This is a genomic window from Rhodovulum sp. ES.010, from assembly GCF_900142935.1.
GTDB lineage: Bacteria > Pseudomonadota > Alphaproteobacteria > Rhodobacterales > Rhodobacteraceae > Rhodovulum.
This window is the reverse complement of sequence record NZ_FSRS01000001.1, coordinates 1,077,015-1,098,535: the sequence shown is the minus strand read 5'-3', so window position 1 is coordinate 1,098,535 and position 21,521 is coordinate 1,077,015. Positions and strand designations below refer to the sequence as shown.

26 protein-coding genes are annotated in these 21,521 nt (G+C 66.6%); 13 read left to right on the top strand and 13 right to left on the bottom strand.

Going from position 1 to position 21,521, the window contains the following annotated elements:
• Positions 1 to 99: 99 nt before the first annotated feature.
• A complete protein-coding gene (rnd, locus tag BUR28_RS05510) occupies positions 100 to 1,263 on the top strand; it encodes a ribonuclease D (protein ID WP_074219210.1) in 1,164 nt (387 codons plus the stop codon).
• Between the two features lie 13 nt (positions 1,264 to 1,276).
• On the opposite strand, the gene BUR28_RS19290 is transcribed toward rnd, so the two are convergent.
• Positions 1,277 to 1,537, bottom strand: a complete 261-nt coding sequence (locus tag BUR28_RS19290) for a hypothetical protein (protein WP_139307494.1) — start codon at positions 1,535 to 1,537, stop codon at positions 1,277 to 1,279.
• Positions 1,538 to 1,565: 28 nt separating this feature from the next.
• The gene (locus BUR28_RS05505; RefSeq protein ID WP_074219209.1) at positions 1,566 to 2,033 is read right to left on the bottom strand and encodes a hypothetical protein; all 468 of its coding nucleotides are present in this window, start codon (positions 2,031 to 2,033) and stop codon (positions 1,566 to 1,568) included.
• Positions 2,034 to 2,165: 132 nt separating this feature from the next.
• On the opposite strand from BUR28_RS05505, the gene BUR28_RS05500 reads away from it, so the two are divergent.
• Both BUR28_RS05500 and BUR28_RS05495 read left to right on the top strand, forming a co-directional pair.
• Entirely contained in the window at positions 2,166 to 2,597 is a 432-nt protein-coding gene (locus BUR28_RS05500) for a SufE family protein (protein ID WP_074219208.1), read from the top strand.
• Positions 2,594 to 3,037, top strand: coding sequence for an NUDIX hydrolase (locus BUR28_RS05495; protein ID WP_074219207.1), 444 nt, complete (start codon positions 2,594 to 2,596; stop codon positions 3,035 to 3,037). Before BUR28_RS05500 ends, BUR28_RS05495 begins: the two co-directional genes overlap by 4 nt.
• Here the strand turns inward: BUR28_RS05495 and BUR28_RS05490 are convergent.
• The 4 genes from BUR28_RS05490 to BUR28_RS05480 form a co-directional block, all read right to left on the bottom strand.
• On the bottom strand, positions 3,034 to 3,672 hold the full coding sequence (locus tag BUR28_RS05490; RefSeq protein WP_074219206.1) for a DUF1638 domain-containing protein: 639 nt from the start codon (positions 3,670 to 3,672) through the stop codon (positions 3,034 to 3,036). The two genes, BUR28_RS05495 and BUR28_RS05490, sit on opposite strands and share 4 nt — an antisense overlap.
• Positions 3,669 to 3,830, bottom strand: coding sequence for a hypothetical protein (locus BUR28_RS19935; RefSeq protein WP_175566905.1), 162 nt, complete (start codon positions 3,828 to 3,830; stop codon positions 3,669 to 3,671). The genes BUR28_RS05490 and BUR28_RS19935 overlap by 4 nt, the downstream gene beginning before the upstream one ends.
• Positions 3,831 to 3,889: 59 nt before the next feature.
• Entirely contained in the window at positions 3,890 to 4,594 is a 705-nt protein-coding gene (locus BUR28_RS05485) for a corrinoid protein (protein WP_074219205.1), read from the bottom strand.
• A gap of 129 nt (positions 4,595 to 4,723) precedes the next feature.
• Positions 4,724 to 5,683, bottom strand: coding sequence for an SGNH/GDSL hydrolase family protein (locus BUR28_RS05480; protein WP_074219204.1), 960 nt, complete (start codon positions 5,681 to 5,683; stop codon positions 4,724 to 4,726).
• A gap of 125 nt (positions 5,684 to 5,808) precedes the next feature.
• Between BUR28_RS05480 and BUR28_RS05475 the strand changes: the two genes are divergently transcribed.
• Positions 5,809 to 6,879 (top strand): PA0069 family radical SAM protein, encoded by a 1,071-nt coding sequence (locus BUR28_RS05475; RefSeq protein WP_074219203.1) that lies wholly within the window; start codon positions 5,809 to 5,811, stop codon positions 6,877 to 6,879.
• 56 nt (positions 6,880 to 6,935) lie between these two features.
• On the opposite strand, the gene bmt is transcribed toward BUR28_RS05475, so the two are convergent.
• The 3 genes from bmt to BUR28_RS05460 form a co-directional block, all read right to left on the bottom strand.
• Entirely contained in the window at positions 6,936 to 7,946 is a 1,011-nt protein-coding gene (bmt, locus tag BUR28_RS05470) for a betaine--homocysteine S-methyltransferase (RefSeq protein WP_074219202.1), read from the bottom strand.
• 76 nt (positions 7,947 to 8,022) lie between these two features.
• Positions 8,023 to 8,337, bottom strand: a complete 315-nt coding sequence (locus tag BUR28_RS05465) for a DUF1476 domain-containing protein (RefSeq protein ID WP_074219201.1) — start codon at positions 8,335 to 8,337, stop codon at positions 8,023 to 8,025.
• Between the two features lie 100 nt (positions 8,338 to 8,437).
• Positions 8,438 to 8,890, bottom strand: coding sequence for an SRPBCC family protein (locus tag BUR28_RS05460; RefSeq protein ID WP_074219200.1), 453 nt, complete (start codon positions 8,888 to 8,890; stop codon positions 8,438 to 8,440).
• Positions 8,891 to 9,173: 283 nt separating this feature from the next.
• Between BUR28_RS05460 and purC the strand changes: the two genes are divergently transcribed.
• From purC to BUR28_RS20330, 8 genes are all read left to right on the top strand, one after another.
• The gene (gene purC, locus BUR28_RS05455) at positions 9,174 to 9,935 is read left to right on the top strand and encodes a phosphoribosylaminoimidazolesuccinocarboxamide synthase (protein WP_074219199.1); all 762 of its coding nucleotides are present in this window, start codon (positions 9,174 to 9,176) and stop codon (positions 9,933 to 9,935) included.
• A 156-nt stretch (positions 9,936 to 10,091) separates the two neighbouring features.
• A complete protein-coding gene (gene purS, locus BUR28_RS05450; RefSeq protein ID WP_074219198.1) occupies positions 10,092 to 10,331 on the top strand; it encodes a phosphoribosylformylglycinamidine synthase subunit PurS in 240 nt (79 codons plus the stop codon).
• Between the two features lie 10 nt (positions 10,332 to 10,341).
• Complete coding sequence (gene purQ / locus BUR28_RS05445; protein WP_074219197.1) at positions 10,342 to 11,010, top strand: phosphoribosylformylglycinamidine synthase subunit PurQ; 669 nt, start codon at positions 10,342 to 10,344, stop codon at positions 11,008 to 11,010.
• A 47-nt stretch (positions 11,011 to 11,057) separates the two neighbouring features.
• Positions 11,058 to 12,821, top strand: coding sequence for a sensor histidine kinase (locus tag BUR28_RS05440; protein ID WP_074219196.1), 1,764 nt, complete (start codon positions 11,058 to 11,060; stop codon positions 12,819 to 12,821).
• Between the two features lie 9 nt (positions 12,822 to 12,830).
• On the top strand, positions 12,831 to 14,162 hold the full coding sequence (locus BUR28_RS05435; RefSeq protein ID WP_074219195.1) for a sigma-54-dependent transcriptional regulator: 1,332 nt from the start codon (positions 12,831 to 12,833) through the stop codon (positions 14,160 to 14,162).
• A gap of 415 nt (positions 14,163 to 14,577) precedes the next feature.
• Positions 14,578 to 17,352: a ribonuclease E/G gene (locus BUR28_RS05430; RefSeq protein WP_074219194.1), complete on the top strand. Its 2,775-nt coding sequence runs from the start codon at positions 14,578 to 14,580 to the stop codon at positions 17,350 to 17,352.
• Between the two features lie 171 nt (positions 17,353 to 17,523).
• Positions 17,524 to 17,889, top strand: coding sequence for a helix-turn-helix domain-containing protein (locus BUR28_RS20335; RefSeq protein ID WP_074218878.1), 366 nt, complete (start codon positions 17,524 to 17,526; stop codon positions 17,887 to 17,889).
• Positions 17,876 to 18,481 (top strand): IS630 family transposase, encoded by a 606-nt coding sequence (locus BUR28_RS20330; protein ID WP_139307493.1) that lies wholly within the window; start codon positions 17,876 to 17,878, stop codon positions 18,479 to 18,481. The genes BUR28_RS20335 and BUR28_RS20330 overlap by 14 nt, the downstream gene beginning before the upstream one ends.
• Before the next feature lie 12 nt (positions 18,482 to 18,493).
• Here the strand turns inward: BUR28_RS20330 and BUR28_RS05415 are convergent, their stop codons facing one another.
• The gene (locus BUR28_RS05415; RefSeq protein WP_074219192.1) at positions 18,494 to 18,721 is read right to left on the bottom strand and encodes a sulfurtransferase TusA family protein; all 228 of its coding nucleotides are present in this window, start codon (positions 18,719 to 18,721) and stop codon (positions 18,494 to 18,496) included.
• Positions 18,722 to 18,830: 109 nt separating this feature from the next.
• Between BUR28_RS05415 and BUR28_RS05410 the strand changes: the two genes are divergently transcribed.
• Positions 18,831 to 19,586, top strand: coding sequence for a cytochrome c biogenesis CcdA family protein (locus tag BUR28_RS05410; RefSeq protein WP_074219191.1), 756 nt, complete (start codon positions 18,831 to 18,833; stop codon positions 19,584 to 19,586).
• Positions 19,587 to 19,703: 117 nt separating this feature from the next.
• On the opposite strand, the gene BUR28_RS05405 is transcribed toward BUR28_RS05410, so the two are convergent.
• Genes BUR28_RS05405 through fumC form a run of 3 tightly spaced genes read right to left on the bottom strand, consistent with a single transcriptional unit; the run spans position 19,704 to position 21,492 of the window.
• Positions 19,704 to 19,919: a ribbon-helix-helix domain-containing protein gene (locus BUR28_RS05405; RefSeq protein WP_074219190.1), complete on the bottom strand. Its 216-nt coding sequence runs from the start codon at positions 19,917 to 19,919 to the stop codon at positions 19,704 to 19,706.
• Positions 19,916 to 20,098, bottom strand: a complete 183-nt coding sequence (locus tag BUR28_RS05400) for a DUF4169 family protein (RefSeq protein WP_074219189.1) — start codon at positions 20,096 to 20,098, stop codon at positions 19,916 to 19,918. The genes BUR28_RS05405 and BUR28_RS05400 overlap by 4 nt, the downstream gene beginning before the upstream one ends.
• The gene (fumC, locus tag BUR28_RS05395; protein ID WP_074219188.1) at positions 20,098 to 21,492 is read right to left on the bottom strand and encodes a class II fumarate hydratase; all 1,395 of its coding nucleotides are present in this window, start codon (positions 21,490 to 21,492) and stop codon (positions 20,098 to 20,100) included. Before fumC ends, BUR28_RS05400 begins: the two co-directional genes overlap by 1 nt.
• Positions 21,493 to 21,521 lie beyond the last annotated feature (29 nt).

The window sequence follows — 21,521 nt, the reverse complement described above, 5'->3', positions numbered from 1 at the left end:
CCGCCGTGGACCCTTCCAAACCGCTTGCGCTTTCTTTATCAGGGGGCAGGTGGCGAGGCAGTCGAGGGCACGCATGAAGCCGGCAGGACACGGGCGGACATGAAGACATTGACCACGACCGAGGCGTTGGTCGCCTTTTGCGACCGCGCGGCGAACGCGCCTTATGTGACGATCGATACCGAGTTCCTGCGCGAGCGCACCTATTACGCCAAGCTGTGTCTCGTGCAGATGGCGATTCCGTCCGCCGATGGCACCGACGGCGAGGCCGTGCTGGTCGACCCGCTAGAAGGCAGCCTTTCGCTCGACCCGCTTTATGCGCTTTTCCGCAACGAAAGCGTCGTCAAGGTGTTCCACGCGGCGCGTCAGGACCTCGAGATATTCTTCACCGAAGGCAATGTCTTTCCCGAGCCGCTCTTCGACACCCAGGTCGCCGCGATGGTTTGCGGCTTCGGCGAGCAGGTCGGCTACGAGACGCTGGTGCGCAAGATCGCCAAGGCGAGCTTGGATAAGACCTCGCGCTTCACCGACTGGTCGCGCCGGCCCTTGTCCGAGGCGCAGAAGGCCTATGCACTGGCCGATGTCACCCATCTGCGGGTGATCTACGAGCATCTTGCCGCCGACCTCGAACGCACCGGCCGGGCCAAGTGGCTGCGCGAGGAACTGGGTGTGCTGACCGACCCCGAAACCTATGTCGTCAAGCCGTCCGAGGCGTGGAAGCGCGTCAAGACGCGCACCCATTCGGGCAAGTTTCTTGCGCTGGTGCGCGAACTGGCCCGGTTCCGCGAGGGCTATGCACAGGCGCGCAACATCCCGCGCAACCGGGTGTTCAAGGACGACGCGCTCCTGGAACTGGCCTCGACCAAGCCGCGAAGCTTCGAGGACCTGTCGCGCTCCCGCTTGCTGCTGCGCGAGGCACGGCGGGGCGAGATCGCCGAAGGCATCATCGCCGCGGTGACGGCGGCGCTGGACACCCCGCCCGAGGACTATCCCAAGATGCCGGGCGGCAATGCCAAGATGCAGGTGAACCCGGCGCTGGCCGATCTCTTGCGAGTGCTCTTGAAGGCGAAATCGGAGCAGGCAGGGGTGGCGCAGAAGCTGATCGCCACGGCCGCCGATCTCGACGCGATCGCGGCGGGGCGGCGCGACGTGCCCGCACTCCGGGGCTGGCGTCACGAGGTGTTCGGGGCAGATGCGCTGCGGCTTTGCGACGGCGAAATCGCGCTTGCCGCGAAAGGCAGCAATGTCGAGGTGGTCCGTCTGTGAGCCGAAGCGCCGCTCAGCGTGGGCATTCGTAGGCGCGCGCGATCAACCGTTCTTGCCGGGCGCGCCAATAGGTCGCCTCGGCCGTCACGTTGGTGCCACTGAAGCGGCGCGCCACCGCGTCGGCGTCGGAAAGTTCGGCGCGGACCTGTGCGCATGCCACATATTCCGGGGGCGTCATCCCGCCGCTGACGGTCTCGTCGGATACTGGAATGGCGGCCTGGCACGCGGTCAGGGCCAGCGCAGAGCAAAGGACGGGAACTTGGCGTCGAACCATGGTGTCGGTCTCCTCGATGCTGTGTCGCTCAGCGCGTCGCGCGCCGCTGGTTTCGGGCTCCGCGCACGACGACGGCGCGCACGCCCTGCAACGCCTGGTCGGTCAAGAACGCCGCGGCCGTGACCTCGCGCGAAGGCGCGGTGCCGATGCGTGTCGGTCCGGGGGGCGGCGCGACGCGGAAGTCGAAGACCAGCACCCCGTTCTCGTCCGGGCGCGACGAAAGCGGCACCAGATCGGCCTCCCAGTAGCCCTGGCGTGACGGCCGTCCTGTTGCGTGGACGATGGCGCCGCCCGGCGCGCGATCCACCGACATGTCGACCACCTCGTCGACAAGCCCGCGCGGGTCCGTCACCACCACCTGGCGCGGGGTTTCGGTCACCCGCTCCTCGGTCGCGCCACCGAACCAGTTGAACGGGTTGAGACGGGACTCGCGCACGCTGGCGCAGCCGCCCAGCGTCAGCGCAGCGACAAGGATGATCAGAAGCGGTGCGCGCATGGGCTCCTCCAGGCGATTGATCTGCCTCCGGGTTAGCCCAAACGCAGGTCGGTGAAAAGCCGCGACGGCACGGTGCTGGACCTTTCGGGCGTTGACGCCTAAGTGTCGGGGGCACCCAGACAGGAGGCAACCTTGGCGAGCGAGGCGTTCGAGGACATCGTTGAGACCTTCGAGTTCCTGGAGGACTGGGAAGACCGCTATCGGCACGTCATCGAGATGGGCCGGGCGATGGAGCCGCTACCCGAGGCCTTCAAGGTGCCAGCGACCAAGGTCGAAGGCTGTGCGAGCCAGGTCTGGTTGATGGCCGAGATCGATGGCATGGGGCCGGAGGCGACCTACCGGTTCAAGGGTGACAGCGATGCGATGATCGTGCGCGGGCTGATCGCGGTGCTCAAAGCGCTTTACGGTGGGCTGTCGGTGGCGGAGGTTCTGAAGACAGACGCCCATGGTGAATTGGCGCGACTGGGTCTGGACGAACACCTCTCGGCGCAGCGCTCGAACGGGCTGCGCGCGATGGTCGAACGAATTCGCGCCCAGGCCGCCGGGGCCGCCGAGGCGGTGTGAGCCGGGCGGGCGGCCCACGCGCGTCGGTCCCGCGGCTCGGCGCGCTCGCGGTCTTGGTGCATGACGAAAACGCACTTCTGGTGCGGCGGCGCAACCCGCCCGATGCGGGGCTTTGGGGTTATCCCGGCGGCCATGTGGAACTGGGCGAGCCGGTGGCGGAGGCCGCGATGCGAGAGCTGCACGAAGAGACCGGCGTGACTGGGCAGGCCGGCGCCAGTCTGCCGCATCTCGAACGGATCGAGCGCGATGCCGAGGGCTTGGTCCTGTCGCATTTCCTGCTGATCCCGGTCCTGTGCCGCTTTGCCGGCGGTGTGCCCGAAGCGCAGGACGATGTCAGCGATGCGCGCTGGGTCGCTGTGGCCGATGTGTTCGACCACGTCGTTCCGATGAGCGCCGATGTCGACACGGTGTTGCGCCAGGCGCTCGCGGGGCCGGCCTAACGCGACTGGGAAAGGAACCGGGCCAGGTCGCCATAGCCGGTGACCCGGCGTTCGAAGGCCAGTCCAAGCCGTCTGGCGTACTCGCGCGCGCGGGCTTCCAACGCCGCATCCTCGGTCTGGGCAAGATGAACGAGCTTCTCGTATTGCCCGAAATAGGTACTGATCAGTTCGGGATGCCGGTCGAGCCCCAGTGGGCGCCAGACGAAGGCGTCGAACTGGCGGGCGAGGAAATCGGTCAGGTAGAAAGCCGTGATCTCCTCCTCCGCGTGGGTCACGAACATGTCGATCCCGTCGAAGAACGCGTAGCAATGCGGCCCCTCGATCATCTCGACCCCGAGTTCGGCGCAGGTGCGCGCGAGGCCGCCGCCGGTGCCGCAATCGGCATAGGCCACGAGGATGCGGTCGTACGACGTCCGGTACCGCGCCACCGCCTCGCGCACGCCCGGCACGATCCGTTCGGGGTGGTTGTGCCAGATCGCCGGCAGGCAGGTGAGGTCGAGATGCGTCCAGCCATTCGCGCGCTTGAGTGCGAGGATCTCGTGTGCAAGCGCCCCGCAGCCGATCACCAGCACCCGGCCCGTGCCGTTCGGTGCGAGCCCGGCCTCGGTCAGAGTGCGATCGTGCGGGCGGGTCATTTCTTCCGCGGCAACAGGCGCAATACCAGTACTGCCGCCAGGGCAAGCGGGATCAGGATGGACATGCCATGGCCGGGCAGGGCGGCTATCAGCGCCACTGTCAGACCCCCGGCGGCAAGCACCGCGGCCAGAAGTATGAGGAACAGGCGCATCGGCATCGACTCTCTCCGGCGGCTACGGGAAAGATAGGGGCCCTGGGCGGGCCCGCATATACCCTTCAGCCCGCGGCCATCTGGTTGTGCTTGCGCGCCACGAATTCCTTGGCGGTCTCGACAGCCACGGCGGCGTCCCGGCAATAGGCGTCGGCCCCAATGGCGCGGCCGAACTCCTCGTTGAGCGGCGCACCGCCCACCAGAACGATGTAGTCGTCCCGGATGCCCTTCTCGGCCATCGTGTCGATCACGACCTTCATGTAGGGCATTGTGGTGGTCAGCAGCGCCGACATGCCCAGGATGTCCGGCTCTTCGGTGGCCAGGGCCTCGATATAGCGGTCGACATCGGTGTTGATGCCGAGGTCGACCACCTCGAAGCCAGCGCCCTCCATCATCATTGACACGAGGTTCTTGCCGATATCGTGGATGTCGCCCTTGACTGTGCCGATCACCATCTTGCCCATCTTGGGAGCGCCGGTCTCGGCCAGAAGCGGCTTGAGGATACCCATGCCCGCCTTCATCGCGTTGGCGGCCAAGAGAACCTCGGGCACGAAAAGGATGCCGTCTCGGAAATCCTTGCCGACGATGGTCATGCCCGCCACGAGCGCCTCTGTCAGGACCGTGTAGGGCTGCCAGCCGCGCGCGAGCAAGATTTCGACCCCCTCCACGATCTCGTCCTTGAGGCCGTCATAGAGGTCGTCATGCATCTGCGGGACGAGTTCCTCGTCCGGCAAGTCCGAAAGGATCAGGTCGTCGTCTTCATCGGCCATGTCACACTCCCTGCGCGGCACACGTCAAACGCCGCCCGCCAGCCGTTCCCGTTTCCCCTTCATTCCGGGTTTGGTGGCGCGACACTCATCAATTTGCGACTTGCCGGTCGCCCGATGCGACACCCTGTTTCAATCCTGACCCGGCCGGCGGCGTGCAAGGAGGCCGATGCCGCCGAGGCCGATTAGAAGCAGCAGGCCGCCCGCGGGCAGCGGCACAGGGGCAATCGTGTCCAAGACCAGCTCGGCCACGAGGGCATGGGCGGCCTCGGTCGGGTGCAGGTCGTCGTAGAACACGTAGGTTCCGCAACCCGTCGCCGGATCGAGCAAGAGTGCTTCGAGGCATGCTTTTTGCGTGTCGGTGAATCCGAACGCTGCGGGATCGTCCACCACACTTTCGAAAAGCCCGAAGATATCGACGTACTGGACGTTTGCGCCGAGGGTGGGATCGGCTAGCATGGTTTGCAATGTGGCGTTGAATGCATCCGATGCGAGGGTCGCCGCGGTCGCTGCGTCCGGGTCGGTGAACCGGGGCAGCCCGCCCAGACCGGGAAGGCCCAGGACCGCGATCTTCTCGATTCCTTTGCTGTCTAGGATTTCGATACTGTGCCGGATCCCGCCTACGGCGCCCACGATCATGTCACCCACGTTGGATGCGGTTGCACCGAGCAGGTCGTTGCCCCCGGCCCAGATGGCGGCGAGCGGTCTTGACCCAAGCGTGAAGGCGGTTCCCAACGCATCGACGAAGCCGGTGATCTGGTCGGGCAGGTCGGGCACGTCCACCGATACGACCCTGCCATCCGGCAGCGTGATATCGACGGCACCCGTATAGGTGGCCCGCGCGGCACCATAGGCGAAATCTCGGCGCGAGGCGAAATCCGCGCCGAGTTGCGTGGCCCAGGTGTCGCCGTCGGAGAGTTGTCCGTTGTCATAGACCCCGGACATCGGCGACAGCGGTGCTCCGAACAGGAAGTCGAACAGGTTGCCTGGGTCGCTCGTGCTTTCGCCGAAGACGAAAAAGTCGCTGTAGGGCGCGATCCCGGCAGCGGGCGCCGGCAGCGGGGCGGTGGCAAGCGCGGCGGCAACGGTCAAGTGTCTGATCCGCGTGAAGTCCTCCCTGAGATACGCTGCAGCATACCATGACCGCGTCGCATTGCATCCCCGGCGGTGGAGCGAACGCCCTTGCGGGCGTTCCTCATATGTTCCATTCTTAGTGCATGGACCATCCGCGTGCGCGCACTCCCGGCCGTGGGGCCGGCCACAACCCCGCGAACCGCTTCGAGCGCCTCTCTACCGAGGCGGTGGATGACGGCTGGGCGCGGGACGACGACCTGCCGGTCCTGCGTACCGAACTGCGCCTGGAACGGCCGCGCACGGTCATCACCCGCAACCGTTCGCCCGACGTGCCGTTCGACCGTTCGATCAACCCCTACCGGGGTTGCGAGCATGGCTGCATCTACTGCTTCGCGCGGCCCAGCCATGCTTGGCTGGGGCTCTCGCCGGGGTTCGATTTCGAGGCACGGCTCGTGGCGCGGCCGGAGGCGCCCGACGTGCTGGCCCGGGAGCTTTCCAGACCTTCCTACCGACCGCGCACGATCGCAATCGGCACCAATACCGACCCCTATCAACCGGTGGAGCGCGCGCAGCGGATTACGCGCCGCCTGCTCGAGGTGCTGCTGGCGTTCCGCCACCCGGTGGGCCTCGTCACCCGCGGCAACCTGATCGAGCGCGATCTCGACGTTCTGGGGGAACTCGCGGCGCTGGGGCTGGTGCGGGTTGGGGTCTCGCTGACGACGCTCGACGCGGGACTTGCCCGCAGCATGGAGCCGCGGGCGCCATCGCCCGCGCGGCGTCTGGCGACGATCGAACGACTGGCCGGCGCGGGGGTCGAGGTGCGCGCCATGGTTGCGCCGGTGATCCCGGGCCTCACTGATCACGAGTTGGAGTCAATCCTGAAGCGGGCGAAGGTGGCCGGCGCGGTGGCGGCCACCTGGGTGATGCTGCGCCTGCCGCTTGAGGTGTCGGCGATGTTTCAGGACTGGCTCGAACGGCACCAGCCCGGCAAGGCAGCGCGTGTCATGGCGCGGCTGCGTGAGATGCATGGCGGCCGGGACTATTGCCCGGACTGGGGAAAGCGGATGCGCGGCGAGGGGCTCTATGCGGCGATGATCGCCCGGCGGTTCCGTGTCGCCGCGGCGCGGCTGGCCCTCGATCGCGACCTGCCGGCGTTGCGCACCGATCTGTTCCGGGTGCCGCCACGCCCGGGCGATCAGCTGGAACTGTTCTGAAATAAATTCGCTGGTATCCGCAAGCTGCCGCCCCGGGCGCGTGAGCGGGCGCGCGACTACCCCCGCCGGCGTCGGCGCGGTCGCGCCGGTGTATCCTCCTCTGCGGTGCCGTCCGAAGCGGAGGAAAAGCCGCCGAGCCTTTCGGCGATTTCGTCGAGGCTGGGGCGCGGGCCGCACGGGCGGGTTTCCAGCGCCTCGCGCATGGCGCGCAGATGCGCCGGCGTCGTGCCGCAGCACCCGCCGATGATCGTCGCGCCGCTGTCACGTGCAAGCACCGCGTAATCGGCCATCAACTCCGGCGTGCCGTCGTAATGGATGTGTCCCTCGACATATTTCGGAATGCCGGCATTGCCCTTGGCGATGATCGGGCGTTCGGTGCCCGCCGCGGCGAAACCCAGCACGGTGCGCAACAGATCCGACGCGCCCACGCCGCAATTGGCACCGAAGCCCAGCGGTTTCCAAGCCAGATTTTCGACCAGTGCGGCCAGGTCGGCCGAGGTCAGGCCCATCATCGTACGCCCCGCGGTGTCGAAGCTCATCGTGCCGCACCACGGCATCTCCGCCCGCTGGCAGGCTTCAGCCGCGGCCCGGAACTCGTCGCCCGCGCTGATCGTCTCGACCCAGAGCACGTCGGCGCCGCCGGTCTTCAGCGCTTCGGCCTGTTCGTGGAACATCTCGACCGCGGCGGGGTAGGAAAGCGGCCCCATTGGTTCCATGATCTCGCCGGTCGGGCCCATGGAGCCGGCGACCACCACCGGGCGGTCCGCTGCGTCGGCCACCTCGCGGCCAAGTCCGGCGGCGACCCTGTTTAGCTCGCCCACCCGGCCCTGGGCGTCATGCAGCTTGAGCCGCGCGGCGTTGGCGCCGAAGCTGTTGGTCAGAAAGATGTCCGAGCCCGCCTCGGCCGCGCCGCGGTACAGCGCCCGGATGTCGTCGGGGCGGTCGATGTTCCAAAGTTCCGGCGGCTCGCCCGAGGCCAGCCCCATGTTGAACAGGTTGGTGCCGGTGGCGCCGTCGGCCATCAGCCAGTCGCGCTCGGCAAGCATGCGGGACAGCGCGTCCGTCATTTGCGGATCCTTTCGGCGGTCACGGGCAGGCGGCGGGTGCCGCCGGGAAGGCAGGCCGGGGGAGTCCGGCGCGCCGTCAGCTTTCGTTCATGATCTGCTCTTTGGCCACGACCATCAGCTCCGCCATCTTGGCGCGAATCGTCGCCTCGTCGGCCTTGGTTCCGAGATCGCCGGCGAGCTTGCGGTAGACGTCCTCTTCGCCGACTTCCTCGAAATCGGCCTTGACCACTTCCTTGGCGTATTCAAGCGAAGCCTCTTCCGACAGGCCCATCAGCTCCGCCGCCCAGAGCCCGAGCAGCTTGTTGCGCCGCGCCTCGGCCTTGAACTGCATCTCGGAGTCGTGGGCGAACTTGTTCTCGAATGCGTTCTCGCGGTCGTCGAAAGTGGTCATCGGCTGCGGGCCTCCTGGGATTCCGGTTTCGAATGCCATTTAAGGGAAGTTCGCGCGCCTGCCTAGGGGCAGGCTGACCTTCGCCCGCCGTTCTTCTCGCCTAGACGGCGTGGCGCTCGGCCTCGACCCGAAGGGCCGCCAGGCCGCGCCGGAGGCCCGCCCGCAGCGCACGTTCGGTGAAACCGGGCATCGCCCGCGCAAGGCCGGAGTCGATCGAAACTTCGGCCACTGCGCGGGTCATGCCGTCGCGCGGCTCGAGCGAAAGCTGGTATCCGGCTTGCATCGCGCCGACCGACCCGGCCCAGGCGATCCTCGCGTAGGGGTCGAGACGCGTCAGGGTTGTGCTGAGCGTCAGGCCGCGCGCCGTCGTCCAGTGGACGGTCGAGCCCTCGGCCAGCGGCCCGTCCAGGGCGACGCGGTGCACGGCGTCGTTCCAGGAAGGCCAGCGCTCGAAGTCGATCAGGCTGTGCCAGACACGTTCGCAGGACGCGAGGATGATATCCCGGGCGATGGTACACACGGGTGCGGTGTAGTCGATGACGGGGCGGTCCATTCTGTTTTCTTCGGCCGCTGGTGGGTCTGTTCGTCGAGTGGTCGGCCGTTTCTGGGCGGCCGACGTTGTGCGAGCGCGCGCCACATGTTGTATACTTTGGCAGACGTCAAGGTAGCCAATGGTCTGTAAGGGCAAAATCATGGCGCATGACGCTACGTCACTGTGGTGGCCTTGTCTTGACGGTGCCGCCGCGCGGTGCCTTGCGGCAGGACGGCCCATGCCCTAAAAGCTCAGCGAGCGCGCGGGTCACCCGGGGCCCGCGCTTCCCGGATTCGGAGTCTCCATGGCACGTCGCAAGAAAGTCTACGAGGGCAAGGCGAAGATTCTCTACGAGGGGCCCGAGCCCGGCACCCTTGTGCAATACTTCAAGGACGACGCCACCGCCTTCAACGCAGAGAAGCACGACGTGATTGAGGGCAAGGGGGTGCTGAACAACCGCCTGTCCGAGTTCTTCATGACCGGGCTGAACGCTATCGGCGTGCCGACCCATTTCATCCGCCGCATCAACATGCGCGAACAGCTGATCCGCCAGGTCGAGATCATCCCGCTGGAGGTCGTGGTGCGCAACGTGGCCGCCGGTTCGATGTCCAAGCGGCTGGGGCTAGAGGAGGGGGCCGCGCTGCCGCGGCCCATCGTGGAATTCTACTACAAGGACGACGCTCTGGGCGACCCGCTGGTGACCGAGGAGCACATCATCGCCTTCGGCTGGGCGGCGCAGCAGGACCTGGATGACATGGTGGCGCTGGCGCTTCGGGTGAACGACTTCCTTTCGGGGGTGATGCTGGCCGTCGGCATCAAGCTGGTGGATTTCAAGATCGAAGTCGGCCGCATTTGGGAGGGCGATTTCATGCGCCTCGTGGTGGCCGACGAGATCAGCCCCGACAGCTGCCGACTGTGGGACGTCAAGACCGGCGAGCATCTCGACAAGGACGTGTTCCGCCGCGACCTGGGCAGCCTGACCGACGCCTACACCGAGGTCGCCAAACGGCTGGGCGTGCTGCCGACGAACGTAACCCATGCGACGAAGCCGACTCTGATCAATTGAAAGGGCAAGCGTGTCCGGCTCGTGTCATCACGAAGCTCCTCCGGACATGATGCCAAGCGCAAGGGTGCCCGCGGTGCGAAAAGGGACGGGCGCAGCTGAACGACATGACGGGCTTCCGCGACCGCGCAGGCCCCGAGCGACGAAAGGAAAGACGGCATGAAAGCCCGCGTTCACGTGATGCTCAAGGATGGCGTGCTAGACCCGCAGGGACAGGCGGTGGCCCATGCGCTGGGCGCGCTGGGGTTCGACGGCGTGGGCGAGGTGCGCCAGGGCAAGGTCATCGATCTTGATCTGGCGGAAACGGACCCGGGGGCGGCCGAGGCGCAGGTGCGCGAGATGTGCGAAAAGCTGCTCGCCAACACCGTGATCGAGCGCTTCGACATCGAGATCGGCTGAGGGGACCCCGATGAAAGCCGCCGTTCTCGTTTTTCCCGGCTCCAACTGCGACCGCGACCTAGCGGAAGCGTTCCGCAAGGCCGGCGCCGAGGTCACGATGGTGTGGCACAAGAACCGAGTCCTGCCCGAGGGCGTCGACGTCGTCGGCATACCCGGCGGGTTTTCCTTCGGCGATTACCTGCGCTGCGGCGCGATCGCCGCGCGCTCGCCGATCACCCGCGCGGTCATCGAGCATACCCATCGCGGCGGCTATGCGCTGGGGGTCTGCAACGGGTTCCAGGTGCTGACGGAAACCGGCATACTGCCTGGGGCGCTGATGCGGAACGCGGGTTTGAAGTTCGTCTGCAAGCCCGTCGACCTCACGGTGGAAACCGCCAATTGCGCTTTCACGACCGGATACGAGGCCGGCCAAAGGATCGCCGTGCCCGTCGCCCATCACGACGGCAACTATGTCGCCGATGACGACCTTGTGGCGCGGCTGCGAGGCGAGGACCGCATCGCCTTCACCTATCGCGACAACCCCAACGGCTCGGTGGCCGACATCGCCGGAATTCTCAGCGAGAACCGGCGCGTGCTGGGCGTGATGCCGCATCCCGAACGCGCCGCCGAACCCGCCCATGGCGGCACGGATGGGGCGGCGCTTTTCCGCTCGCTGATCGGCGCGCTGACGCCGGCGTGAGGGCGCCGCGCTTGAGCGGTCTGCGGCCCCGGCGTAATCTGGCGGACATGCTCGGCGTCTTTCGCAAGGCTAGGGTCGTCTTCGCGCCGGAAGGGGCGGAATGGCGCAAGCGCATCGCGCTTGTCGCCCTGATTGCGGTTGCCGTCGCGACGGTCTGGGTCACCAACACCTGGCTGACGGAACGCTTCACCGAGACGACGCGCAACCGCGCCCAGGTGCGGCTTGCGCTCTACTCCGGCAACGTCGTGAGCGAATTGCAGCGCGCCTCGGTCGTGCCGCTTTTGCTGTCGCGCGATCCCACGCTGATCAATGCGCTGAACACAAGCGATTTCTCGCAAAGCTCCCAGCAGTTGATCAGCTATGTGGACGAGATTGGCGCCGCCTCGCTGATGCTGCTGGACGGCAGCGGGCGGGTGGTGGCCGCCACCGATCGCAACAGGATCGGCACCAACCTGCGCAACGCGCCCTTTTTCGTCGAGGCGCAGCGTTCGAACGACACGGTCTTCATCACGTCGCGGACCGAGGCGGGGGCTTACAGTTTCACCTATTCCCGTTCGATCGTGATCAACCGTAAGAAGGCCGGCGTGATCGTCGTCGGCGTCGATCTCGGCAAGTTCGAGCAGAACTGGGCGGGCATTGCCGACGCGATCATAGTCACCGACAGCGAGGGACAGATCATCCTGTCGACCGAGCCGCGCTGGCGCGGGCGCACGGTGGAAGAGGCGCTGGCGGTGCGCTCTCCGCCGTCGGCGATCCAGCGCGCGCTCCAGGCCACCGCGGACTGGGGCGCTCTGCCGCCCGATGCCTATCTGATGGGTGAGGCGGTGATGCGCAACTCGGCGCGGATCAACCACCATGGCTGGCGCATCATCTCGTTCACCTCCTATGTCTCGATCCGCGACAAGGTAAACTCGGTGCTGGCGCTCGAGATCATGGGCTTCGCGATCCTGCTGGCCGGCACGTTCTACATGATGTCCCGCCGGGCGCAGCTGCGCTCGATCGGGTTCCAGCAGGAAACCCGCGAGCTGCGCGAACTGAACGCCCGGCTGCAACGCGAGATCGCCGAGCGCGAGCGGGCCGAGAAGAACCTCGAAGTGGCCGAGCAGACGCTTGCGCAAAGCTCCAAGCTGGCGGCGCTGGGCGAGATGTCGGCCGCGGTCAGCCATGAACTGAACCAGCCGCTCGCAGCGATGAAGACCTACCTGGCCGGCGCGCGCCTGCTTTTGCAGCGCAAGAGGTCTGACGAGGCGCTGTCTTCGTTCCAGCGGATCGACGACCTGATCGAACGGATGGGCGCGATCACCAGGCAACTCAAGAGTTACGCTCGCAAGGGGGGGGACGCCTTCGAGCCCCTGGACATGCGCTCCTGCGTCTCGGGCGCGCTGTCGATGATGGAGCCCCAGCTCAAGCGCCGCAGGGTGACGATAACGCGGTCGCTGCCGCGTGAGAAGGTGTGCGTCATGGCCGATCGCGTCCGGCTTGAGCAGGTGATCATCAATCTGCTGCGCAACGCCCTCGATGCGACGCGGGAGTCGCCCGCGCCCCAAGTCGACCTGATCCTCTCGGCCGGCGAGACGGCGACGTTGACCGTGCGCGACAACGGCCACGGGATCGAGGACCTCGAGAACCTGTTCGAGCCGTTCTACACCACAAAGGAGCCGGGCGACGGGGTGGGGCTGGGCCTCGCGATCTCGTCGGGAATCGTCAACGATCTCGGTGGCCGGCTGACCGCGCGCAACGGGCGCGACGGTGGGGCTGTATTCGAAGTGCAGCTGCCGATATTGAGCCAGGACGTGGAAGCCGCGGAATAAGGAAGAACAATGCCCCAGGCCATGAAGATCGCCATCGTCGACGACGAGCAGGACATGCGCCAGTCGATCAGCCAGTGGCTGGCGCTGAGCGGGTTCGACACGGCAACCTTCGCGCGCGCCGAGGACGCGCTGAAGGAGATTGGTCCCGATTATCCCGGCGTCGTCGTGACCGACATCAAGATGCCGGGGATGGACGGCATCGCGCTGTTGAAGCGCTTGATGAGCCTCGATTCATCGCTGCCCGTCATCATGATCACGGGGCATGGCGACGTGCCGATGGCGGTGGAGGCGATGCGGATTGGGGCGTTCGATTTCATGGAAAAGCCGTTCAACCCCGACCGCATGACCGAACTGGCCAAGCGGGCCAGTCAGACCCGGCGGCTGACTCTGGACAACCGGGCGCTTAGGCGCGAGCTCGGCGACGGCACGGTACTGGTGAAGAAGCTGATCGGCTCTTCCCCCGTGATGGAGCGGCTGCGCGAGGATATTCTCGACCTCGGCCAAGCCGACGGCCACGTGCTGATCGATGGCGAGACCGGTACAGGCAAGACGCTGGTGGCGCACGCGCTGCACGCAGTTGGGCCACGTGCGGGCAAGAAATTCGTGCAGATCGCCTGCGCCGCCTTCGATGACGAGTCATTGAGCGCGCGCCTCTTCGGCCCGTTCGACGAAGGCGCGAGCCTGCCGGCGGTCGAAGAGGCGCGCGGAGGGACGCTGTGCCTTGAGGATGTCGACGCCCTGTCGCCGGCTCTGCAGGCGCGTCTGCTGACCTTCATCAACGATCAGGGCGTACCGGCCGAGACGCGGATCATCGCGGTGTCGAACCTGCAAGAGCAGGACAAGACGGTGGAGGATGCGTTGCGGCCGGACCTGTTCTACCGGCTCGCCGCGATGCGGATCACCCTGCCGCCGCTGCGTGCCCGCGGCGAGGATATCCTGACTCTGTTCAACCGGCTCTCCGAACAGTTCGCCGAGGAATACGGCTGCGAAGCGCCCGAGGTGACCGCGCAGGAGGCGGCGCAGCTGATGCAGGCGCCCTGGCCGGGCAACGTGCGCCAGCTGATCAACATCGCCGAGCGGGCGGTGCTGCAGAACCGCCGCGGATCGGGCACCATCGCGAGCCTCCTGATGGCCGACAACGAGGCCGCGAAACCGGTGATGACCACCGAGGGCAAGCCGCTGAAGGAATATGTCGAGGCTTTCGAACGGATGCTGATCGACAATACGATGCGCCGCCACAAGGGCTCGATCGCGGGCGTTATGGAGGAACTCTGCCTGCCGCGGCGCACGTTGAACGAGAAAATGGCCAAGTACGGTCTCAGCCGGGCCGACTATCTCTGAGCGGGTGGGGCGGGGGAAAAAGGCATTGTAATTTCCCCGCCTCTACCGCTAATGTCGCCAAGCGGCGCGTGGAACGCGTATGGTCGTCCGATCGCCGCCGACAAGTTTCGCTGTATTTCGCGCGTCCCGCGGCACCGAAGCCCGGAGCAGCACGAAGCAGGCCGAAGGGGACCCGCAAGGTCCCGCCGCATGCCCGGTGTGCGCAGATGCCGCCGGGACACACCAATGGATGCCGCTCACTTTTTCGGCATCGGAGACGAACCGCGATGGAGTGCGTGAGGCATACAAGGCAGGAGACGGGCAGGCCAGACGTCGCCCGCCCGGCCCGCGCGCGCGCCCACGCCCCAACAAGACACCCTCCGCGCCGCCTTGCCCCGCCGGGGCCGGGCGTGACGCCGTGGTGCAAAGAATTGATATGGCAAAGAAAATGCTCATCGACGCCACCCACGCGGAAGAGACCCGCGTTGTGGTGGTGGACGGAAACAAGGTTGAAGAGTTTGATTTCGAGAGTGTCAACAAGCGTCAACTCGCCGGCAATATCTATCTAGCGAAAGTCACCCGCGTGGAGCCCTCGCTCCAGGCGGCGTTCGTGGATTACGGCGGCAACCGACACGGCTTCCTGGCGTTCTCGGAAATCCACCCGGACTACTACCAGATCCCGGTCGCCGACCGTGAGGCGTTGCTCGCAGAAGAACGCGCGCTCGCCGAGGAGATGGACGAGGACGAGGCGGCGGAGAAGCCCAAGCCCAAGCGGCGCTCACGGTCCCGGCGCAAGCCCAAGACGGAGGGCCAGTCTCCCGCCGCCGAGGCCGGACCCGACCAGGAATCGGCCGAAGTTGCCGCGCCAGCGGCACAACCCCAAGGTGTGTCCGGGGTGGCGGCCGAGCCGCCCGTGACCTCGGAGGAGGCGTGTTCGCCGGGCACGCCAACGGAAGCGGCAGACAGGCCGGCGGAATCGGCGGACGAGGACACTCCCGACCGGAAGGTGACGCCCGAAAATCGCGGGGACGACGGCCCCTCCGGTACTGTTGCGGCCGCCGCGCGCAGCGACGACCCGGTTGAGACGCGCGAGCCGTCGGGCGATATCCCCGGGATGGACGTGGTCGACCTCGGCCAAGAGGCCGAGTCGGCCCAGCCGCTTGTTGAAGGTGAAGAGGCGGAGCCGTCCAAGCCTCGCAAGCCGTCGCGCCGACGTCGCAAGTCCGCACGCAAACCCGACGAGGGCGAGACCGCGCCGCAGGGCGACGCGTCGGCGGAGACCCGGGAGACGGACGACAAAGCGGCGGAGCCCGCCGCACGTGACGACCAGATCGAGTCGGTCGCCGACGAGGACGTGACCGAGGAGATCCGCTCGCGCAAGCCCCGGCCGCGCCGCTACAAGATTCAGGAGGTCATCAAGGTCCGGCAGATCATGCTGGTGCAGGTCGTCAAGGAAGAGCGCGGCAACAAGGGCGCGGCGCTCACGACCTACCTGAGCCTCGCAGGCCGCTACTGCGTACTGATGCCCAACACCGCTCGCGGCGGCGGCATCTCGCGCAAGATCACGAACGCCGCAGATCGTAAGAAACTCAAGGAGATCGCGGGCGAACTTGATGTTCCCGAGGGCGCGGGGCTCATCATTCGGACGGCGGGCGCGCAGCGCACCAAGTCCGAGATCAAGCGCGATTACGAATACCTGCAACGGCTGTGGGAACAGATCCGGGAACTGACGCTGAAATCCGTCGCGCCGGCGCCGATCTACGAGGAAGGCGATCTTGTCAAGCGGTCGATCCGCGACCTGTATTCGCGCGAGATCGACGAGGTGCTGGTCGAGGGCGATCGCGGCTATCGCATGGCCAAGGACTTCATGAAGATGATCATGCCGTCCCACGCCAAGAACGTGAAGCAGTATACCGACCCGCTGCCGCTCTTTGCGCGGTTCCAAGTCGAGAGCTACCTTTCCTCTATGTTCAACCCCACCGTCCAGCTCAAGTCGGGCGGGTATATCGTGATCGGCGTCACCGAGGCGTTGGTAGCGATCGACGTGAACTCGGGCAAGGCGACGAAGGAAGGCTCGATCGAGGAAACGGCGCTCAAGACCAACCTCGAGGCGGCCGAGGAGGTGGCCCGCCAACTGCGGTTGCGCGACCTCGCCGGGCTGATCGTTATCGACTTCATCGACATGGAGGAGCGGAAGAACAACGCCGCGGTCGAGAAGCGCCTCAAGGAAAGGCTCAAGAACGACCGCGCCCGCATCCAGGTCGGCCGTATCTCGGGCTTCGGCCTCTTGGAGATGAGCCGCCAGCGCCTACGCCCCGGCATGATCGAGGCGACGACCCAGCCGTGCCCGCATTGTCACGGCACAGGGCTCATCCGCTCCGATGACAGCTTGGCGCTGGCCATCCTGCGCCAGCTTGAGGAAGAGGGGGTCCGGGGCCGGTCTCGCGAGGTTCTGCTGAAAGCGCCGGTAGGTATCGTGAACTACCTGATGAACCAGAAACGCGAGCATGTGGCCCAGATCGAGGCGCGGTACGGCCTGTCGGTTCGGATCGAGGCAGACCCGTTCCTGATCTCGCCCGATTTCTCGATCGAGCGCTTCAAGACGGCGACCCGCGCGGTGCCCGAGGTGGTCGCGCCGGTGATTTCTGTCGATACCTCTGAGATGCAAGAAGCGGTGGTTGAGGACGAGTCCGAGGCCGCGTCGTCCGCCGAGGCCGTGTCGTCCGCCGAAGGCGAGGAGAAGCCCAAGAAGCGGCGGCGGCGCCGCCGCAAGAAGAAAGCCGGTTCGAACGGCGAAGGTCAGGCCGACGAGGGCCGCACGGGCGAAGCTGAGGCCGGCAGCGAGGAGGCTCGTGAGCCGACTGGTGAGGGGGCCGAGCCCGCCGAACAGAAAACAGAGGCTGAAGGCGAGAAACCCCGCAAGAGCCGGACACGCCGGCCGCGCGGCCGCAAGGCCGAGCCAGCAGAGACGGCGGCCGATCAGGATGGGGAGGCCGACACGCCGCCGGCCGAGCCGAGCATGGAGCCCGGAACCGAGCCTGAACCGGTCGAAGAGACCGCCGCGGCACCCATCCCCGCGTCGGTATCGGAACCGGATGCCGCGCCCGAGCCGTCGCCCAAGCCCGAGGCGCAGCCTGCACCCGCTGCCGCGGCGGACGAAGAGGAAGCCTCCAAGCCGAAGAAGCGTGGGTGGTGGTCGCTGGGCCGCTGATGGTGGCCCGGCGAAAGCAAGCCCCCCGGCCGCGCGGCGTTTCGGGGGCGTTGCCCCTCGTGGCGTTCAGGCCGCGCCGGAGCTAGAGCGTGTCGCCGGCTTTCGGATTCAGGATTCCCAGATTGGCCGTGATGTGATTCCGTCTCTTTGAGGTAGATATGGGGGTCATAGATGGGCAAACCACATCCGATAGAGCTACGCGAGCGTGTCGTCGCGTTTGTGGACGAAGGTCATGGGCATCGCGAAGCGGCACGGCACTTCCGAGTATCGCCGAAGTTCGTGAACGAGCTGATCAAACTGCGTCGCGAGACCGGATCACTCAAGCCCCGGCCCCAAGGCAATGGCGGCGGGCACGGCAAGCTTGCGGGCGTGACCGGCTGGATCGAAGCCCGCGTCGCCGCCAAGGGCGAGATCACGCTCGATGAATTGGCCGTTGAGCTGGCCGAAACCCATGGCATCGAGGTCCATCGCGGCACGATCTGGCGGGTGCTGCGCGGGCTTGGTCTGACGCACGAAAAAAGACCTGCAGGCGCTTGAGCAGAAGCGCAAGGATGTCGCCGATCTGCGGCGCATCTGGATCGCGAAACGCCAGCCCTTCATGGCCAACCATCTGGACCGGCTGGCCTTTGTGGACGAGACCTCGGTCAAAACCAACATGGCCAAGACGACCGGCTGGGCCCCGTTCGGGCAGCGCCTCGTCGATCACGCGCCGTTCGGACATTGGCGCACCCAGACCTTCGTCGCGGCCCTGCGCCACGACCGGCTCGACGCACCATGGATCATCGACGGGGCGATGAACGCCGAGATGTTCGCCCTCTACATCGAAACCCAGCTGGGGCCGACGCTGCGCAAAGGCGACGTTGTCATTCTCGACAACCTGTCGAGCCATAAGGCCCCGGCCGCAGCGGCGTCCCTGCGTGCGATTGGCACCTGGTTCCTGTTCTTGCCGCCTTACAGCCCGGACCTGAACCCCATCGAAATGGCGTTCTCAAAGCTGAAGTCGCTCATAAGGAAGGCAGCCGCGCGAACCTACGATCAACTTTGGGCGGCCGTCGGCCATGTCTGCGACCTCGTCTCAGACCAAGAATGCTACAACTACTTCAAGGCGGCCGGCTATGAGGCCGATTAAATGCGACGCGCTCTAGCCCCGCCGGATCAGGTAGAGCTGTGCGCCCTCGTGCTCTTCCATCGCGAGGAACTCGTGCCCGGCGTCGCGGCAAAAAAGCGGCACGTCGATTACCGCCACCGCGTCGTCGGCCCAGAGTCGCAGAAGCCCGCCCGGCCCCAACTCCTCCAACGCCTTGCGTGCCCGGAGTACGGGAAGCGGGCAACGCAGTCCCCGCGCGTCCACCTCGATCGTGAGCGTCATGTCTGCGGGCCTATGTTCGATGCGGCCCCTTGTCCACGCCTTTGTGACAGGACATGGCGTGACGAAACGCCCGGCTTCGGCTAAGCCCGCCCGAGGGAAAGGAGTGGCGATGTTCGGAATCGAGTTGATCGATGCGGGGCTGATCCCGGCCATGCTGGTGGCGCTGGCCGCCGGCCTGCTGAGCTTTCTCAGCCCCTGCGTCCTGCCCATCGTGCCGCCTTACCTCGCCTATATGGGCGGGATCAGCATGGGCGAGTTGACCGGCACGGGCGCGCGACTCCGGCGCTCGGCGTTGCTGCCGGCGCTGTTCTTTGTGCTTGGGCTGTCGACGGTGTTCCTGTTACTAGGTTTCACCGCCTCGGCCTTCGGGGCCTTCTTCCTGCAGAACCAACAGTGGTTCGCGCGGATCGCCGGGGTCGTCGTCATCGTCTTCGGGCTGCATTTCCTCGGCGTGTTTCGCATTCCGATCCTCGACCGCGAGGCGCGGCTCGACGCCGGCGACCGGGGCGGTTCGGCGCTTGGCGCCTATCTCCTCGGCCTCGCCTTCGCCTTCGGCTGGACGCCCTGCATCGGCCCGCAGCTTGGCGCGATCCTCTCGCTCGCGGCATCCGAGGCCGACGTCACGCGCGGTACGGTTCTGCTGGCCGTCTACGCCGCCGGGCTGGGCATCCCTTTCCTGCTCGCAGCGCTGTTCATCCAGCGTGCAATGAGCGTGATGAACCGGCTCAAGCGCCACATGGCACTGATCGAGAAGGTGATGGGCGGGCTTCTTGTCGCGGTGGGGCTTGCGCTGGTGACCGGCGCTTTCAGCGCGTTCAGCTACTGGCTCTTGGAGACCTTCCCCGGACTGGCCACGCTCGGGTGAGCCCCCGGGGGAGGCGCGCCCCGACGGCGATGGTGGGCAGGTTCGGTTTGGATTCCGATGCCGGTCGCGCATCTGAACAGGCGCGCGGCATTTTGAAGGCTTTGTCCGACGCAAGTACTAGCGGCGGTAATGCGTCAGGACGAAGACGCGGATCGCCGAGGCAAGGCCGGTTTCCAGGTCTCGGTTTGAGTCGATTTCGTCGGCCAGCGCGTTCACCGCGATGCCGCGCTCGACCGCGATCTCGCGGAAGGCGGCCCAGAACTCGTCCTCGAGCGAGACCGAGGTGCGGTGCCCCTTCAGCGTCAGCGACCGCTTGACCGGGCGGGCGCTCATTCCTCCTCCAGCCTGTGGGCGTCGAGCGTCTTGCGGGCGCATGCGGCATCGGCCTCTTCCGCCGCCTTCCGCGCCCGGGTCCGGCCGTGCTTCGCGGCGTTGGCGTCACCCCTGGCGCGCTTCTCGGCGCGCGCCTTCGCCTTCCGCGCGGCGCGCAGGTTGACGACGCCGCCCGCCATCAGTCCTTCGGCCCGATCATGTCTTCGGGCCGCACCACCCGGTCGAAGGTGGCCTCGTCGACGAAGCCCAGCTTCACCGCCTCCTCGCGCAGCGTCGTGCCGTTCCTGTGCGCGGTCTTGGCGACCTTGGTGGCGTTGTCATAGCCGATCTCGGGCGCCAGCGCGGTCACCAGCATCAGCGATTCCCGCATCAGCTTCTCGATCCGCGGCTCGTTCGCCTCGATACCGTTCAGCATCCGCTCGGTGAAGCTGTCGGCGGCATCGCCCAGAAGCTGCATGCTCTGCAGCAGGTTGTAGGCCATCATCGGGTTGTAGACGTTGAGTTCGAAATGACCTTGGGAGCCGGCGAACTTGATCGCGGCATCGTTGCCCATGACGTGGGCGGCGACCTGGGTCAGCGCCTCGGCCTGGGTCGGGTTCACCTTGCCCGGCATGATCGAGGAGCCGGGCTCGTTCTCGGGCAGGATCAACTCGCCGAGGCCCGAGCGCGGGCCCGAACCGAGGAACCGGATGTCGTTGGCGATCTTGTAGCACGACCCCGCCACCGTCGCGAGCGCGCCCGACATGAACACCATCGCGTCATGCGCGGCCAGAGCCTCGAACTTGTTCGGTGCGGTCAGGAAGGGCAGGCCGGTGATCCGTGACATGTTGGCCGCTACCGCCTCGCCCCAGCCCGTTCTGGTGTTCAGCCCGGTGCCGACCGCCGTGCCGCCCTGGGCCAGTTCGTAGATGCCCGGCAGCGCGGCCTTCACCCGCGCGATGCCCTGGCGCACCTGATGCGCATAGCCCGAGAATTCCTGGCCAAGCGTCAGCGGGGTTGCGTCCTGGGTATGGGTGCGGCCGATCTTGATGACGTCCTTGAACGCCTCCGCCTTCGCCTCGAGCCCCGCGGCCAGCTTTTCCAGCCCCGGCAGCAGGACGTCGCGCGCGGTCATCGCGGCGGCGATGTGCATCGCGGTGGGGAAGGTGTCGTTCGAGCTTTGCCCCATGTTGCAGTGGTCGTTCGGATGGACCGGGTCCTTCGAGCCGATCACCCCGCACAGGATCTCGATCGCGCGGTTCGCGATTACCTCGTTGGCGTTCATGTTGGACTGGGTGCCCGAGCCGGTCTGCCAGACCACCAGCGGGAAGTTGTCGTCGAACCGGCCCTCGACGACCTCGCCGGCGGCCTGCACGATGGCGCGGCCGCGGTCCTCGTCCAGCGTGCCAAGCACCATGTTCGCCTCGGCGCAGGCCTGCTTGATGACGCCCAGCGCGCGGACGATGGCGACGGGCTGCTTCTCCCAGCCGATCGGGAAGTTCAGCAGCGAGCGCTGGGTCTGGGCGCCCCAGTACTTGTCGGCGGGCACCTCCAGCGGGCCGAAGCTGTCGGTCTCGGTGCGGGTGGCGGTCATTGGCGCGCTCTCCTTGTCTGGCTTTTGCC